The organism is Pseudodesulfovibrio sp. JC047 (assembly GCF_010468615.1).
GTDB lineage: Bacteria > Desulfobacterota > Desulfovibrionia > Desulfovibrionales > Desulfovibrionaceae > Pseudodesulfovibrio.
In genome coordinates this window covers 128,202-144,207 of record NZ_WUEH01000008.1, presented here as the reverse complement: position 1 = coordinate 144,207, position 16,006 = coordinate 128,202, and the positions used below count along the sequence as shown (strand labels likewise).

13 protein-coding genes and 1 tRNA gene are annotated in these 16,006 nt (G+C 51.9%); 10 read left to right on the top strand and 4 right to left on the bottom strand.

The annotated features are described in order from the left end of the window. Positions 1–13: 13 nt before the first annotated feature. The 10 genes from GO013_RS07290 to GO013_RS07245 are packed head-to-tail and all read left to right on the top strand — an operon-like array spanning position 14 to position 13,798. Entirely contained in the window at positions 14–355 is a 342-nt protein-coding gene (locus GO013_RS07290) for a hypothetical protein (RefSeq protein ID WP_163809666.1), read from the top strand. Beyond that, positions 345–587, top strand: a complete 243-nt coding sequence (locus GO013_RS07285) for a hypothetical protein (RefSeq protein ID WP_163809664.1) — start codon at positions 345–347, stop codon at positions 585–587. Before GO013_RS07290 ends, GO013_RS07285 begins: the two co-directional genes overlap by 11 nt. A gap of 50 nt (positions 588–637) precedes the next feature. Next, the gene (locus GO013_RS07280) at positions 638–1,222 is read left to right on the top strand and encodes a hypothetical protein (RefSeq protein WP_163809662.1); all 585 of its coding nucleotides are present in this window, start codon (positions 638–640) and stop codon (positions 1,220–1,222) included. An 8-nt stretch (positions 1,223–1,230) separates the two neighbouring features. Beyond that, the gene (locus GO013_RS07275; RefSeq protein WP_163809660.1) at positions 1,231–3,567 is read left to right on the top strand and encodes a hypothetical protein; all 2,337 of its coding nucleotides are present in this window, start codon (positions 1,231–1,233) and stop codon (positions 3,565–3,567) included. A 2-nt stretch (positions 3,568–3,569) separates the two neighbouring features. Further along, positions 3,570–4,013, top strand: a complete 444-nt coding sequence (locus GO013_RS07270; protein ID WP_163809658.1) for a hypothetical protein — start codon at positions 3,570–3,572, stop codon at positions 4,011–4,013. 9 nt (positions 4,014–4,022) lie between these two features. Beyond that, entirely contained in the window at positions 4,023–5,987 is a 1,965-nt protein-coding gene (locus GO013_RS07265; RefSeq protein ID WP_163809656.1) for a hypothetical protein, read from the top strand. Between the two features lie 5 nt (positions 5,988–5,992). Next, positions 5,993–8,632, top strand: coding sequence for a hypothetical protein (locus GO013_RS07260; protein ID WP_163809655.1), 2,640 nt, complete (start codon positions 5,993–5,995; stop codon positions 8,630–8,632). Beyond that, positions 8,632–11,298, top strand: coding sequence for a hypothetical protein (locus tag GO013_RS07255; protein WP_163809653.1), 2,667 nt, complete (start codon positions 8,632–8,634; stop codon positions 11,296–11,298). Before GO013_RS07260 ends, GO013_RS07255 begins: the two co-directional genes overlap by 1 nt. Next, positions 11,298–13,496, top strand: a complete 2,199-nt coding sequence (locus GO013_RS07250) for a hypothetical protein (RefSeq protein ID WP_163809651.1) — start codon at positions 11,298–11,300, stop codon at positions 13,494–13,496. Before GO013_RS07255 ends, GO013_RS07250 begins: the two co-directional genes overlap by 1 nt. Before the next feature lie 2 nt (positions 13,497–13,498). Next, entirely contained in the window at positions 13,499–13,798 is a 300-nt protein-coding gene (locus GO013_RS07245; RefSeq protein ID WP_163809650.1) for a hypothetical protein, read from the top strand. Between the two features lie 142 nt (positions 13,799–13,940). Here the strand turns inward: GO013_RS07245 and GO013_RS07240 are convergent. The 4 genes from GO013_RS07240 to GO013_RS07225 form a co-directional block, all read right to left on the bottom strand. Then, a tRNA-Ser gene (locus GO013_RS07240) sits at positions 13,941–14,033 on the bottom strand. Between the two features lie 109 nt (positions 14,034–14,142). Continuing rightward, a complete protein-coding gene (locus tag GO013_RS07235; RefSeq protein ID WP_163809648.1) occupies positions 14,143–14,502 on the bottom strand; it encodes a NifB/NifX family molybdenum-iron cluster-binding protein in 360 nt (119 codons plus the stop codon). 72 nt (positions 14,503–14,574) lie between these two features. After that, positions 14,575–15,063, bottom strand: a complete 489-nt coding sequence (locus GO013_RS07230) for a nucleoside deaminase (RefSeq protein ID WP_239057777.1) — start codon at positions 15,061–15,063, stop codon at positions 14,575–14,577. A gap of 13 nt (positions 15,064–15,076) precedes the next feature. Beyond that, on the bottom strand, positions 15,077–15,892 hold the full coding sequence (locus GO013_RS07225; RefSeq protein ID WP_163809646.1) for a phosphoribosylformylglycinamidine synthase subunit PurQ: 816 nt from the start codon (positions 15,890–15,892) through the stop codon (positions 15,077–15,079). Positions 15,893–16,006: the final 114 nt, after the last annotated feature.

The following is a 16,006-nucleotide window of genomic DNA, read 5'->3' as shown; positions in this document are numbered from 1 at the left end:
CTGTGAGGTATCCATGAACGCAGCAGAACTGACCAATGAGTTCAAATCGATGAAGGCAGAATTCACGGCGGATATCAACAAACTCTTCAAGGCGATGGATGCCGTTGAGCGGCGTCTTGTCCTGCTTGAGTCCCGGCCTGGTCCCTCGGAAGAATGCGTGGTCCATGGCTCGGATGACGCCGTGCTGTCCGTGTTGATCGAGCATTTTGGGGCAAAGGAAAAGGAAGGGGTGTCCGTGCCTGTTCTTGAAAAGTTGCGCGGCTTGCGCGGCGATGAGCAGACCGAGGACGCGGAATCCGCAATCGATGAGGCCGCCCGAGACGGCGGAAAGGAGGGGCTGACCCATGCCCTTTAATCAGGACAACATGAGTCTGCAATCCGGGTATCCGGGCAAGCAGATGTTTACGTACCATTCGGCTGACACGATCGAGACTGTGGCCGAAAACGGTTATTTCAATGACGCGATTTCAAACAATAATTTGACGACCGGGGACATCATTACGGTTGTGGATAATGGCACGCCCACCGTGGATGTTGTCGTGGTGACCGTGAATGGCTCCATGGCGACGGTGACAAATGGAACCTAGCCCGGACAAACCGGCGGGGACAGTGTGTCCCCGCCTTTTGGAGAAGAATAATGGCTGACAAGACCACTCTTTGCAATTTGGCTCTTTCCGCGCTCAAGACAAGCGAGCGGATCACGTCCATAGCCAGCGGAACGACCGTGGCGGAAGCGTGTGCGCTTCATTGGGAGACCATCAGGGATGAAGTGTTGTCCATGTATCCATGGAATTTTTGCACGCTGTACAAGGCGTGTGAGAAAAGGGATGCGGTCCCTTTGGTTTCATCTGCCTGTGAACATGGGTTGACCAATGATGTCTTGCGGGTCGTCTGTGTATACGGACCGGATGGTCTCAAAATGGACGCGCCGGGAGAATGGAAACGGGTCGGTCGATCGATCTTTTGTGACGAGCAAGGACCGATTGTGGTCAAGGCCATTTGCCGGGTCGAGGATACCACCTTGTGGAGTCCGGTTTTTGTCGGGGCATTTGTCGCGCGGTTCGCTTCGGCCATCGGCCCGGAAATCGGCAAGAGCAAGGATGCCGTGACACAATATCAGCTCTATGAACAAAAGATTGCTACGGCCAAAACATTGGATTCCATGGAGGCTGCACCGCCTGAGGTCCAACCTGGTGAATGGGAAATTGCTCATATGGGCTAGGAGATTCCATGCCGACTTTGACACAGACGATTTTCAATGCTGGTGAGCATGATCTTGCGGCACTCGAATGGCGGCTTGATTACGAACCGAGAATTCGTGCCATGCGAACCATGCAGAACAGCCGTCCGCTTATTGGCGGACCGGCTGAAAAAGGTGCGGGAACACGGTTCATTTGTCCGCTCAAGGATGAAACCAAGCGGGCCAAATTGATCCCGTTCGAGTTCTCGTTGGATCAGGCATACATTATCGAGGCTGGGGATTCGTCTTTTCGGTTTATCATGAATGGAGGGCAGATCATCAGGCCGACCGGAGCGGATTGGACCGTGGATTCGGGATTCGGAATATCCGTCTCTGTCAATCATGCCGATTCCATCTATCGATGTATTCAAGGCCATACGGCGAGTAGTGAAAATGAGCCGGGTACAGGGGGGGCGTGGGAGTCCTTTTGGGTTCTTGAAACTTCAGCGTGGGAAGCCTCGATCGAGTATGCAGTTTCCTCATTCGTATGCAGGAATAATGTCATGTATCGGAGCCGTGTTGCGCATACTTCAAGCGATGACAACGCGCCCGGGACCGGTATTTCGTGGGAAGCCACATGGGAAGCGACTCCAATCTATGAATTGGCCAGTCCATATTCCGAGGCGCAGCTTGTGGACATGAAGCGGACGCAATCGGCGGATACGCTTATCATGACTCATGGGGACATGTGTCAGAAAATGCTCACCCGGTCCGCGCACAGTGCATGGAGTATCAAGGATTATCCTTTCGAGGCTGGTCCGTGGGAGGACGTGAATCCGAATGATGATTTCAAGTTTGCCGTTTCTGCCACGACCGGAACCAATAAGACGTTGACCGCCAAGGGGACGGGATTTGCGCCTTTCACGGAAAAAAGTGTGGGGCGATTCGTGCGGCTACAGCATACATCAGGTACGGACGTGACCGTTGGCTGGTGCGTGATTACCGAATTCGTGGATGCGACGCATGTCAAGGTCGATATCAAACAGAAATTTGGCAGTACGGCGGCCACCGAAGAATGGAATCTTGGCGCGTGGAGTGAGGAGACCGGATATCCGTTCAACGTGCATTGGGTCGGTCCGGCTCTCGGTTTTACCGGAACCAGAACACAACCTCGCAGGTACGTGCAGTCGGCGGCAGATGATATTTTTGATTTTTCTCCCACCAATGAAAAAGGGGAAGTGCTGGATAACAGCGCATTCACTCGTGATCTTGGCGGTGAAAAGGCCAATGCCATTCGGTGGGGAGCTTGGGCACAGTATCTCATGTTTGGAACCAATACCGGGGAATATCGGATCGTGACGCCGGGACAGGAACCCCTCACTCCGCGCAACCAGACGCCCCGGCAGGATTTGGCCCTTGGGTCGGCAAATGTTGATCCTGTTCGGATCGGTCCAGATGTGGTCATGGTGCAGGAACAAGGGCGCACGGTGTATTCCTTGAGTTATGCTTTTGAAACTGATGGCCTTTCAGAGAGTGAATTGACAGAGAATGCCGAGCATTTGACGACATCGGGTATTGTCGAGTGGGCGTTTCAACGCACGCCGCGTCCCACCTTGTGGGCGGTGTGTGCGGATGGGCGTCTCATATCCATGACCTACAGCAAGAAACACAAGGTGGTAGCCTGGACGCCTCGCGTTTTGGGTGGAAATTATCTTGGCGGTCCTCCAATTGTCGAATCCATAGCCTGTATCCCTGGCGATGGCCTGGATGACGTGTATTTGATCGTGCGCAGAACCATTCAAGGGCAGACGCGTCGATATATCGAATGCATGGAAGCCGAATACGAAGAAGGCGATCTTCAGGAAGATTGTTTCTATGTGGACTGTGGTTTGACGTATGCTGGACCGGCTGTGCAGACCGTGTGCGGTCTGGAGCATCTTGAGGGTGAGACGGTTGATATCCTTGCGGATGGGTCAGTGCATCCTCGGCAGATTGTTCACAATGGGACCGTTTCTCTTCAGCTCCCGGCCTGCAAGGTCCATGTCGGGTTGAATTATCGGGCAATTTGGTCACCGATGCGCGTGGAACTTCAGTCCGAGCAGGGCAGTACCGCAGGCAAGGACCGCCGGAATGACTGGGCTATCATCTACATGTGGGGATCTTTGGGACTGAAGTGTGGTCCAAGTCTTGATGAAGAAGATTTGCAGCCTGTTGTTTTCAGGACCACATCAGACCGAATGGATCAGGCTCCCGATTTGTTTACCGGTGTCAAGAGAGTTGAAATCAAGGGGACATACAATCCTTTTGCCGACCTCTATCTGGTCCATGACCAGCCCCTTCCCTTTCGTTTGCAACGACTCGACAGACATTTTGAATTCAAGGATTAATCATGAAAAACGGGTTTTCGAAAACGCTTTTTGGTGGAGCGACTGCCTTGGAGACGTTCGGGCAGATTGATGCTTCCGAATCCGCGTGGAAGACGGCTGTTTTCAATAGCCGACAGGCACATGTGGATGCGCAAAGGACCAAGGATGCCGGGGCACGAACTTTGGAACAATTCCTTCGTGAGGCGCGGCACACAATGGGGCAGGAAGTGGCGGTTGCATCGCATCAGGGAGGAACGGGGGGATCAGCTCAGTTCATTCTTGCCGACCTTGCCAATCAGCTTGAAAAACAGGCTGAAAATATTCGGACGGACACAGCCAACCAGATAGACAGATATAATGCGGAGAGCGAGGCCCATGCCCGGAGCGGGGCGAACAGCCGCCGGCAGGGATATCTCAAGACAGCGGGAACGCTCATGAAACACTCTTATGAATTTCTTAATCTGTAGAGAACTGAAATGACACTGGAACTCGGAAAATATACAGCGCAGGGACAGCAGGCTTCTCAGGGATTTCGTGCTCACGAATTGGACAAAAGCGGTGTGCAACATCTGTCAAACGCCTTGCAGTCCATTGCCCAGTCCATGAGTGACAATCGGGTCCGTAATGATGTGGAGACAGCTCGTGTTCAATTGGAATCCGGGATTGTCGAATTGGATGAAAAATACAAGGTGGACACGGATCTCGACACATTGGCCGAGCGGCGCAGTCAGGATGTGAAAGCTCTGGTTGACGGGATTAAGGGTGGGATTCATCACCGGGCATCTGATTTTCTGACCAACGATTTTGAACGGACCATGCAACGGGATGCACGGCATACCCGGGCATTCATTGATAAACGTGATGGGGAAATGCGTCTTGCCACCATGCCGGAAGGAATGGATGTGCGCATGAACAAGGCTATTCAAGCCGCTGATGGGGAAAAGTATCAGGCAGCGAGAAAAGAACTTGAGGGCTATGTGACATCGTTTCAGCCTTTTATGTCGGAAGGAGCCTTTGCCAAGACCTGGAATTCAACCATGGATGCAGTGGATTACAAGCGTTCCTTGCGCATGGTGCAGGGAATGGCCGAACGTGGTGAGGTGTTTAATCCAGAGCCGTTCATGCATTTGAGTCCGAATCAGGCCGCATCAGTGGAGGCGACATATCGGGCGGCGGTTCGTGAACAGGAGCGGACGGTTGCCCAACGGCAGATTGACAGGGGCACTGTCTTGTTGCCCAGGCTTCAAGACTCATTGGCTTCGGCCATGGAGACCGGGATTCCCATGGATGGAACTGAAACAATGCTGGCTGAATTGGCAACATTGGGGGAACAGGGAGCGGCAAAGGCGGCCCTGTTGCAATCCCAGTTCAACAGGACTGCCCGGGTGGCCGATTCGTTGAATGCAGTGAAAAATAAACCTTTCAGCGACCAGTTTGCCATGGTGGAGACCTTGAAGCCGGAGCCGGGCAGTGATGGGTATGTTGCGGATATGGAAATGTATCGAAGTGCCGGACAGATGGTGCAACAGCGGTACACCGCGTTTCAAGCGGATCAGGCGGGATTTGTGCGAAAAGACGCAGAGAACCGGGCGCGTGCAGCGGCTGACCCGTGGGTAAAGGATGAAGATCTTGAACCGTTCGTGGTGCAGGCATCCATGGCATTGCAGCGTGAACTTGGTGCGGTTGAGCCAAAGGTTCTGACCTCGGCACAGGCCAAGGGGTTGAAAGACCAATACGAACGGGCCAACGGGGATGGTAAGGCCAAGATGCTTCAGCAAATCTCCGCTTATGGTGAGTATTCGCGGCAGGCGTTGGCCGAGCTTGATCTTGGGTTGGGACATACGTTCATGGCTGAAGTCTACATGGATGATCCGGTTACAGGGCGCAAGGTCTTGGATATTGCGTCGATGAAGATGTCGGATATCGTTGTTGATCCTGTTGAAAAGAAGAGCATCACCAAGGACGTTTCAGACGCATACTTCGGGGGGCCGGGTGATGTGTTCATGCAATTGTACCGCGTGACCGGAAATCCTAAATATACGCGTATGAATCAGGAACTTTATGACATGACTTTGAAAATGGGGTTGGCCGATGGTGATGGAACCGGGGTCATGGACCAATTATGGGGACGATTCGAGACCGTGGCAGATGAAAATGTCTTGATTTTTACTCCTGCCGAGATGGACGCGGACGACGTGGCCGACAAGTTGCGTGAAATGAGCCGTCGGTTGCCTCCTGAAATGGAGGCCTATCGGAATGGGGTGTGGAAAAATTCAGAAGACGGCAAGGGCTTTTCGCTTGTGCTTCCTTTGGGGGGTGGTGTCATGCATCGGGACGGCAAGCCGGTTGTAGTCACGTATGACGAGTTGGACATGATTGATTCCCTTGATGTGCATGTGGGGACCATTGCCTCCGGTAAAAAAGATTGGGAGATTCACTAGTGTTCATGACTCCGAAAGATCGGTTGGCAACGAAGCATGATGAGGCGTTGAACCTTGGAATGCAGAACTCCTCATGGGGTGAGGCTTTTGGCGCAAACGTTTCGGCCGCGTGGGATTGGTTTTCTCCTCGTCTCTTGTGGGATGAAGATCAGATAGCGAGAGCCGAAAAAGCTGAGTACGGGGTATCCAAAAGTCGTTTTTGGGGTGGGGGTAATCCGTATGACCCGATTACTCAGTATGATCAGTACCGAGCGCATCAGGTAAAACGTGCAGAAGTTCCGGTGATGGACGAAGAAGAGTGGAAAGAATCTGATTTTTATCGAGACAATATTGAGTGGGAAGACAACATGACGCCAGTTCGTGCTCGTATTCTTGCAGAACAATACGACGAACGGCGTGCCCGAGATGCCGTGCTGGCCAAGCAGACCACGGCGCAGAAGGTTGTCGGATTTGGCGTACAGATGGGGACCGGATTTATCGACCCGGTGAACTATATCCCCTTGTTGGGGCAGGCAACCAAGCTCAAGATGATTGGAAAAATGGGGTCAATCGCCGGACGCATGGTGGCATCTGGTGCAGAGGCGGCAGCGGGCAATATCCTTTTCAATCCGGCTATCGGGGCCGATCTGAAACGTCGCGGCGAAACCATTACGTTTGAAGACTACGCGGTTGATACCGTGTTGGGTGGCACTGTGGGAATGTTGTTTGGTGGTGCAGGTGGTACGTGGGCCAAGTATTTCAGAGGTGAGACAAAGGATATGGTTTTGCGGTCGCTGCAAAAGGCGGCGTTGGATATTGGCGATGGTCGGTCCGTGGATGTGGCTCCCATTCTCAAGGAGACGGTTGAACAGGGACAGTTCAACCGTGATCGGGCCTTTGCGAGCCTCGTGAATGGAGGGTTGGAAAGTGAGCAGGCCGAAATATTCCTGAAGCATTGGGATGGGCTGGCAGCAGCGCAGGGCATGGACACGGATACGTGGGTGAAGAAGTATATTGCCGATGTGACCGTGGGTGGTGATGACGGGGATGGAATTCGATTTGCCAAGAAGGTGCTGTACGACGACACCGGAACGCCCTTGAGTCTCAAGGATAGAAGTTCCATGAAGGCATATTTTGAAAGTCTGGAGCCTCAAACAATTAAAAGGCTTAAATATGAAGATCCCAATGAGTATGTTGAGACGCTCAAAAAAATAGTCAACCACCTTTTCCCACATGGAATTACCCTCAAAAAGGTGAAGGGGGGAACTGATCTTGATTATGCGTATTTCATGAAGCAGAAGAAGAGACAGGAATATATTCATACTTTCCCCGAAACATTGAAAAATGAAGACGTCAAATTGACAATCTCTAAAAAAGATGGGGAAAAGGTCGTTTTTCTCAAGAAGTTTTTTGACGAAGAGACTCAGAAGGATATTTATGATACGATTGTGCTTTTTGCCAATGAAACACAAACGAAATTCCCGACGAGTGGAGGGAAGGGAAAGGCCGAATGGGCGAGATTGATAGATAAAGAAAAAGGCTGGGTTAAGCCTGAAGCGTCTCAGTCAACCAACCTTGCCGGGGATACGGGGAACGCTCCCACCCGCCAAGATATGCATCCTATTATAGACCAAGCGAATAGTGATGGCAAGTCATTGCAAAGTGGTGTCAGATCCGCTGTTGAAACTCTTCAAGCCCGAGCAAAGAATGCGGCCGTTTTGAAGGTCGTCAATACTTTTGCTGAACTGCCGGAGCATATCAAGGCCTTGTATAGACAGAGGGAAATGGTTGGCGGTGTCCGCGGCGTCCATGATGGGCAGACCGTATACATTGTGGCCGATGCCATGGAGTCCGTTGAACAGGCCGTTTCAACCTGGCTTCATGAACAGGGTGTGCATCATGGATTGCGTGGGCTGGTGGGCGATGATGCGGCATTCAATACACTCATGGATTCGGTTTTCGACCATTTCGGCCCAGATGAACTGGACGGCATTCGGCAACAATATGGATTGGATTTCAACAGGGTGGCACACCGGCGCGAGGCCGCCGAGGAGATGCTGGCGCACATCGGCGAGAAGATTGTTGAGGGCGGCGACCTGTCCGAACTGGAGATGTCGGCGTGGGAGAGCATCAAGGCATGGTTTGCAAAATTCTTGCGGGAATGCGGTCTCGATGTGGCCATGACGGACGAAGATGTTGCGTGGATCGTCAAGGATGCGGTGCGGTGGACCATGGATGGCAGCCCGAGCATTTCGCGTCACGGTCCACAGCGATTTGCAGTGGATGGTCGGTCCAACGGCGCAGTGGAGTTTTTGCCGGATGGACGGGCGCGGGTGCGGCTATTCAACGGGGCGGACATGGACCAGGCCGGTGAAGCCTTGTCCCGGATTCTTTCGGAACAATTTGGAGAGCATCCGCCAGCGGAACGGTTGGATTGGCGCACGGAGCGTCAGGAAACAGAAACGGTTGATCCGATTGAGGCCGTGGAAGTGGAGGAAATTTTGTCGCGAGACGCGGAAGATGTGCAGGCTCTTATCGAAGCCGGGCGGGTGACTGAAGAGGAGGTGTTGGAACTGAACGGAGCAGAACGTGGTGTTGAGCGTGCCAAACGGATTTCGAACGGTTTTCTGATTGCTGCCGAATGCATCATCAAAGGGGGCATGTAATGGCGCGGTATCAAGTTGATAATTGTGTGCAGGATATCATGAATCGGGCCGGAGTGGATGACAATACGGCCATGGATATCATGCAGGCCATGATGGATCAAAAAGAGCGCATATCCGCAGAAATGAAATTAGATAGTGCGGATATAGATTTGAATATGATTGCCCAAGGGTTTGGTGAGACAGCAAACAGTGCGGCCATTCGTGAAAAACAACAACTTTTGAAAAACATCATTGTTCGAGAAAAGTTCGACGCGCAGGTGGAAGGGCTTCGGCATAATGGGCAGTTGTCCTATGTGCAAGCTCTGGATGCAGTTCTGCTTGGACATCATGCAAACATGAAAGGGGGGCGTGTGTCCGTGTCCACGCGGCGCGCTGACCTTGAACAGCGGTGGGCAGGGAAAATCCTTTCCATGATCGAGGGGGAACGGCCTCATGTGCTCAAGCTCATCAAGCGGGACAAACAATTCCTTAATGATGTGACTACGGAAATGTTTCATATCGACGAAGGGCAATGTGTGACCGGCAACAAGGACGCGCAGTGGTTGGCGCAGGTGCTTTCCGACGTGGCCGATGTGTCGCGGCGCAGGGTGCAGAAGGCGGGCGCGGATGTGAAGCGGCTCACCAATTGGGTGCCGCAACGACATGACGTGGCCAAGATCATGCAATCCGGTTTGAATGAATGGCGAGATTTCATTGTCAAGCATGGCTTATTGGATATGGAGCGGACCTTTGGCAACATGCCGCCGGAGCATTTGAACGAGGCTTTGGAACAAATTTACAACAAAATCATACGCGGAATTGATGTGGCCACAGTGACAGACTGGCAGAACATGGTTTTGTCCGGGCCATCCGATTTGGCGCAGCAGCTCGCCAATCAGCACCGGATGTTGTTCTTCAAGAACGCTGAGGCATGGATGGAATATGCCGAAACTTTTGGCACGGGTAACGTTTTTGATTCGGTGATGCATCATTTGCGGGACAATGCGGTCAATGCGGCGTCAATGGAATTTATGGGACCGAATCCGCAGGCGTTCATGGAGCGATACGTCAAGCACCTTGAAAAGAAGATTTGGAACGACCCGACCCTGACCGACAAACAGAAAAAAAAACAGGCGGGCAAGTTGCCTCGGAGTTTCGATCAGGTGAACAGTCCTCTTGCCATGGGATTCAACCTTGTGACCGGACGGGCTGATCGACCTCATAATTATATTGGGGCAAAGGCCGGAGCGTTCTTTCGGTCGTGGACGTCCATGGCAAAGCTCGGCATGGCAGTCATGTCTTCTGTGACCGATCTTGCCACGGCGGCAGCTCGGCTTCGTGTGCAGGATATGCCGTTGCCTGAAAGTTATGCAGGGATATTGCATGGGCTGTTTGAAGGCAAGTTGCCTCATGAGAAAAAGGAAATAGCCTATCTACTTGGTGTCGGATTTGACGGTATGATGGGTGATATTCATGCTCGATTCATGGCAGAGGATCAGGTTCACGGTAAATTCAGCGCAGCGCAACAGACATTTTTCAAGTTGTCCGGTCTGACGGATTGGACCGAACGAAATAGAACCACTTTTGCCCTTATGAGTTCAGCGCACATGGCCATGCGCAGCAAACAGGATTGGGCCAAGTTGTCCGAGCGGTTCCGCTCCACGCTTCTCCAACACGGTATTGACGAACGGACATGGAAGGCTGTGCAGACGCTTGAGCTGCACGAGGTGGATGGTAAAGGCTATGTGACACCGGAGGCCGCGAAATTTCTCAGTGATGAAGTTGTGGATGCCTATATCGCCCCAAAATTGGCTGAATATGAAGCCTTTGTTCAAGATCAATGGTTGAAGCATCATAAGAAAAAGGGGGGTGATACTCCCGTTGATGATCCGGTCTACGTCATGCACGTGGACATGCAATTGCACAAACGTCGTGAAGCATTGCGTGAAGCTGCTCGTATGGACATCGAGGACAAGCTTGGGGCGTATTTTATCGATGAGACAAACTATGGCGTGATTGTACCTGATGAGCGCACGCGACGGTGGCAAACGGCAGGTTTGCAGCCGGGGACTTTGTGGGGCGAAGCAGCGCGGTTCATGATGCAATTCAAGAGTTTTCCCATTGCCTTCACGCAACGGCAGATCATGGCACATTTGCGCGGGGCACCAGGCGGCAAGGTTGATGTGGGAGGACTGGCTCACCTTATCGCTTCCACAACCGTGCTCGGTTATTTGGCCATGTTCTTGAAGGATGCTGCCAAGGGCAGGAAACCACGAGATTTCACTGATCCTGGGACATGGACTGCTGCCTTCATGCAGGGTGGTGGTGCTGGTATCTATGGAGATTTTTTGATGAACAAATTTGATCGATTCGGATCTAGTCCCTTGAAGACGCTTGAGGGACCGTTTCCGAATACGGCAGACGATTTTGTCAAGATGGCCATGAACACACTTCATGGTGACCCGCCGAGTGCTGCAAGGGCTTTTCATTTGGTGAAGAATAATTTGCCGTTCATTAACTTGTGGTACACGCGGATTACACTTGATTATCTCATTCTCTATCATCTTCAGGAAATGGCGAGTCCGGGGTATTTGCGGCGTATGGAACGACGACTGAAAAAGGAAAATGGGCAGGAGATGATCTTCCCGCCTTCAACGTATATCAAGCATGGAGGGGGGTATAGGTAATGTCTTTTTCCAATACCAAGAACAAGGAAGCGTATATTGCCACGCAAGGGCAGGTGACATTTCAGATAACGTTTCAGGTGTACACGGTCAATGAACTGGATGTGTATGTGAATGGTGTCTTGGTGACATCCGGGTATACCGTGACACTTCCTGCTGATCCGTCGCGTGTCACTGACAACGAATATGGGCATGTGGCTTTCGAAACCGGGCTTTCGGCCGAACAAAGGGTGCTTTTGTATCGATCTCCCTCCATGACGCAGGAAGAAAAGATGTCATTCAATGGCCCTTTTCCATCCTCGGTGGTGGAACGGTCTCTCGATCGTTTGGCACAAGTGAATGTTGCCCAGGCTGAAAAATTAAGCAGGGCCATTTCGTTTCCCGTGGATTCTGACAGTGCCAATGTCGAATTGGCCAATCCAACCGGAAATAGGACGCTTGTTTTTAATGAGGATGGAACACGGATTGAAAGCGGGCCGAGCGTTGACGAAATTTCGAATGCGCAGGGGTATGCGGAAAACGCTGCCACCAGCGAAGCCAATGCGGCGAGTAGTGCACAGGCCGCGCAGGAGGCATGTGTCAGGGCTGAGGCCGTGCAGACGGCCACGGAAAACGCGAGAGATGCGGCTATCGCCAATATCTCGGCGCAAGAGACCACTTCGGTCAATGCCGTGTCTTCCGAAGGCGCGGACCAAGTGGCGGCAGTGAATACCGTCGGGACCACACAAGTGAACGCCGTGAACTCGGCGGGTGCTACTCAGGTCGGTAATGTTGAGGGCGAAGGAGGCACACAGGTTACCCGCATTGTCTCCGAGGGGAACACCCAGAACGCACGGGTTACGGCAGAAGGTGACACACAGGTTACCCGTATCGCTGCAAGTGGTGATGGCTTTGTCAAAGATAGACAGGCCATCCTTGACGACAAGGTAAATGAACTCATATCTGGCCAGTTGATTGGTGAAGAGGGAGCTTGGGATGTTGTTGGGGTATTTGAGATAACGCCAAATATTGTCCGCACTCATGTCTGGACAGGCGCAACGAACACAGCGATACAAAATACTGCGAACACTCCCACAGTAGAGTACGGAGGATATGATCGACTTTATGAAGATACTTTTGGTTTTGTTTTCGGTAATTCCGGAACGCCATATCTTACGCACCTTGTTCAAGTATCTGGGATTGATGGGCATCAGGTCGGCATACATCCCAAACATGGCGATGTGACAGCCGACTTTACAATCTCCAACACCTACACCGTTATAGCTTGCAAAGAAGATACCGCCAACAAAACCGCAGGTACTCAGACCCGCACGGAATACTTTCTTGGCTCTGACAGGGATACCGTTGCAGAGATTGAGGCTGTTATCGGCGGCTCTGGAACGCAGTCCGGCACAATCAACGCTGGCTACTGGAACGGCAAGACTTGGCAGAGTCAGTTGTTGGGGGATTTGCAAACTGTCGGTACCGGAACCGAGCAGCGTCGAGCAGTTAAGGTCGGGCGTTCGATCAGCTCAAACGCAGACATATCCGGTTTGTATTTACGCAAAAATGACGGCTCTTGGCAGGGCTATGCAGTCAATGGGTCGGAGAGCAGTCAGTACGGTGCAGGTGTTTACGGCATAGGCAACATGCTGTGGTTTAACACAGGTGGGTCATTTGCAGGGCTTGGCTACGCCTCTGAAGCTGACATGTTGGCAGATTCTGCAGTGCGTGTGATTTACGATCATGCCGCGAGACGAGTAAGACCTGTTGCGAACCCGAATGACGTAAAGGTGTTTGGTGATGTTTGGTATCTTAACGACCATCGCGTTGTCTTTGGTTGTGGTCTTGTATCCGAGCTAACTGGCAGCGTCCCTACCCACACTGGTGGCTATGCAACAACGCATATGAGTAAAACTCTGTTTGAGCCATCTATAAAGCAATACACGCTGTCAGCATATGGTGGTGGCATCACACATGATACCCATGCCTTGAATTCGGGCGGCCCAAATGCTGTCAAAGTATTGTTTAGCCTCGCCGACAACGGACAAACTTGGGACTTGGTTTGCTGGTTCAAGGAACTTATTTACGATACGGATTGGGATAATGATGGAGAAATTTATGTTGTCGATAATGTTGTCACGAAGACCGATGACAATGGAAACGTCATTCAAATTGGCTGCATGTCCGTTGATACAGGCATCCCGTCCATAGGAGCATAACCATGTTTGACAATTTGATTCGTGTGATCGGCAAGGGCAAGGCGGAATATATCCAGCATCTCAAGCTGTGGGACGACCTTGATGTCGCAAAAATTTGTATATCGGAACTTCCAGACTCTGCTTCCGAGGTAACTTTGAACTGGCTCAAAACAACCGACTGGTACAAATCTGGCGGGTGGTCGGAGATTAGGGAAGCAGCCTACGGGCCGATTGGTGAGCAAATGGATATGCTGTATCACGGGACGTGGGCAGTGCATGTGGAAGCGGTCAAGACGGCGTGGCCGAAGAGAAAAAAAGAGTAAGTATGCCCGATTCATGGGTGCAATAAATGGGTGCAATGAGAAAAAGGACTTTTTTAGACCAATTGCATATTTTTTTGCATATTTTCCCATAAAAGACATAAGAAAAGGGGTTACGTGTTAACACGTAACCCCTTGAGAATGCTGGCGGAGAGGGTGGGATTCGAACCCACGTATGGTTTGACCCATAACTCGATTTCGAGTCGAGCGCGTTACGGCCGGACTTCGCTACCTCTCCGTGATTCAGCCTCGGTTTGCCCGAAGTGGAAATGGTTTATAAACAGACTCGGCCCGACTGGCAAGACTTTTTGCCGATCTTATTGAAATGTTTTGTCGAAAGACCCGATTTATGCGTGATTGCCGCAATCGTGGTGCGTACAAACAATGAGTTCATCCTTGATTTCTCCGGCCAGCCATTGCTGGACAACGCGCTCGATCGGGCCGGAACAGCTTCGAATGACTTCAATTTTATTCGCCTGAAGCACATTAACCGCGCCTTGGCCCATATTGCCTGCAAGCATGACTTGTACGCCTTTTGAGGCCAGAATCGGGGCGATGTCGGATTTGCAACCGCATCCCTCCGGCGAATCCATGCGCTCTTTCTGGATAATGTTTTTATCATCATCCAACGTCATAATAGTGTAATGGTCACAATGACCAAAATGATCGTCAATACGCCCGTCTCGGGTCGGAAGTGCTATCTTCATTGGTTCAACTCCTGAAAAAAATTGGTGGAGGAGAAACAATAAGGCGCATTTCAGACTTGTAAAGAAGGGAATCTATTTTCGACGTTCAAGGAAAAATCGTTTGAGGAGGGTGCTGCACTCTTCTTCCATGACGCCGTGAACGGTCCACAGCGAATGATTCGTGAAGGGCAGGGCGCAGCCATTCAGATTTGAAACCAGCGCACCGGCCCGTGTGTCGAATGCGGCAAAAATAACCCCTTGCACACGGGCGTGAATCAGTGCGCCGGTACACATCAGGCAGGGTTCAAGCGTGACGGCCATGATGGTGTTCGTCAGGCGATAATTCTGTTTCTTTTGCGCGGCCTTGCGAAGGCACAACACTTCGGCGTGTCCGGTGGGATCGAGGCGGGAAATGGGCTGGTTGTGCGCACTCGCAATGAGCGTCCCATCCATGTCAAACAAGGCCGCGCCAATGGGCGTTTCCCCCATATGGGCGGCCTTGCACGCCTCCTGAAACGCCACGTCCATAAGCGAACGCCAGCGTATGCCGGTCGGTGGTTCAGGAGGAATTCGTTGTGACATGGAAATCGTGGACCTATTGGTCGGCCAGATATTTAACACCAGCTTCCAACATGGCCAGACCAAGCGGCATGTTCGGGTCAGTACCCCGAGTCCATGACGGATGGTTGGTGACGTGATTGTATGCTTCCGGGTGCGGCATGAGACCCAGGATGCGTCCTGACGGATCGGTGAGACCCGCAATGCCGAGTGGTGAGCCATTCGGATTATACGGATATTCCTGGGTCGGTTCGCCAGTTTCGGGATGAACGTATTGCACGGCGATCAGGTTTTCTGCCTGCAACGCCTGAAAGGTCGGTTCATCCATGGGGATGATTTTTCCTTCACCGTGACGAATCGGGACGTCGATCATGTCTATCCCCTTGGTAAAGACACATGGGGATGCCTGATTCGTTTTGAGTCGGACCCAACGATCTTCGAATCGACCTGAGTCATTATAGGAAAGAGAGACCTGTCGTTCGAAATATTTGCCACCGAGAGCCGGAAGCAATCCCAATTTGCACAAAAGTTGAAAACCGTTGCAAATACCGAGTATGATACCGCCGTTGTCAAAAAAACTTTTGAGCTGGTTTAAAACCGGTTTGCCGTCCGCATCATTTGACCAACGCCAGCGAAGTGCGGCAGCCTGTGCGGCACCCAGGTCGTCTCCGTCGAGAAAACCACCGGGGCACAACAAATAATTGTATTTATCCATGCGCACATGGCCTGCGGCAAGGTCGGAAAAATAGGCGATATCGGCAGTCGCTGCTCCCGCCTGCTTGAGCGCATAAGCGGATTCCTTTTCGCAGTTGGTACCGTATCCTGTGATGACAAGTGCATTGACGCGCGCCATGAAATTCTCCTCTTCGTATTGACTTTGTCGTACTACCTTGCATACTTTGCAGAGCAGTGCAGTGTTGGGCAAGGAACATACGTGTCCGGCGCACGACAGTCAACATGATCGATG